Source organism: Joostella sp. CR20, assembly GCF_038433465.1.
Lineage (GTDB): Bacteria > Bacteroidota > Bacteroidia > Flavobacteriales > Flavobacteriaceae > Galbibacter.
This window is the reverse complement of the sequence record NZ_JAESVF010000031.1, coordinates 1-1,219: the sequence shown is the minus strand read 5'-3', so window position 1 is coordinate 1,219 and position 1,219 is coordinate 1. Positions and strand designations below refer to the sequence as shown.

At 36.7% G+C, this 1,219-nt stretch carries 1 protein-coding gene; it reads left to right on the top strand.

All coding sequences use genetic code 11. From position 1 onward, the window contains the following. Positions 1 to 1,119, top strand: a 1,119-nt coding sequence (locus JMA43_RS13910) for a T9SS type B sorting domain-containing protein (protein ID WP_342157315.1), incomplete at its 5' end; no start/stop codon positions are given. Between the last annotated feature and the right edge of the window lie 100 nt (positions 1,120 to 1,219).

Below are 1,219 nucleotides of genomic sequence, written 5' to 3'. Positions count from 1 at the left end.
ACACCTGACTGTCCAGACTGTACCGATACGAATACAGCGATTTTGGAATCTTCATTGCAACTTTTCAAAGAAGGAGTATATCAAGATACTGATGGGAATGATGTGGTTAATGTAGGAGATGAAGTTCTATATACTTTCACAGTAGTAAATACAGGACAAACACCAATTACAGGTGTTACAATAACGGATCCATTAGTAACCGTGCAAGGGGGACCAATAGACTTAGCTGTGGAGGCTCAAGATAGTACTACGTTTACTGCTATTTATACAATTACGGAAGCTGATATTGAAGCGGAAGCTGTATATAACTTGGCAACTGTTACAGGTACTAATCCTGATGGAAAAAATGTAACTGATACTTCGGAAGATTTAACACCAATAGCTCCAAATAGCCCATTGGTAGACCCTACATGTCCAGACTGTACCGTTACACCACTTCCGATTGATCCAGACCCTACTCCAGAAGAAAATGAAACTGATATTGCAGTTACTAAATCTGTAAACGTAGTATCAGCATATGTAGGAGAAGAAGTGATTTTTACCGTTACAGTTAGCAATTTAGGAACTATTGAAGCAACCAATGTGGTTGTTACTGACGAGCTTCCATCAGGATATCGTTTTACGGAGAGTTCAGTAAGTAAAGGAAGTTATGATCAGGTAACAGGCGCGTATACGATTTCGAGTTTAATGCCTAATGAAACAGTGACACTTAGCATCACTGCAGAAACAACCTCTGTGGATGCGTATATCAATGTGGTTACACTGACTGATTTAGATCAAACGGATACAAATCCTTTGAATGATGAGGCAATTGCTATAGTTGAGATAAATAGTGACTGTTTTAAAATTTTCAATGTGTTTACACCTAATGGAGATGGACGTAATGATTATTTCACCATTCGTTGTATTGAAAATTATCCTAATAACGTAGTGAGAATCTATAACCGTTGGGGAATTGAAGTGTTTGAAGCCTTGAATTATCAAAATAATTGGGATGGTACTTCAAACGGACGTGCTACAATCAACAAATCGGATAAACTACCAACAGGAACGTATTACTATGTGGTTGATTTAGGTGATGGAAGTAAAGTACGTACAGGATGGTTGTATATAAATTAAAGATTAAGAGAGTATAAATTTTATTAGATAGATGATGAAACAAGTAAGCTATAAATATATTTTAGGGATCTTGATGTTGTTGAGCGTATATTCTGTATCC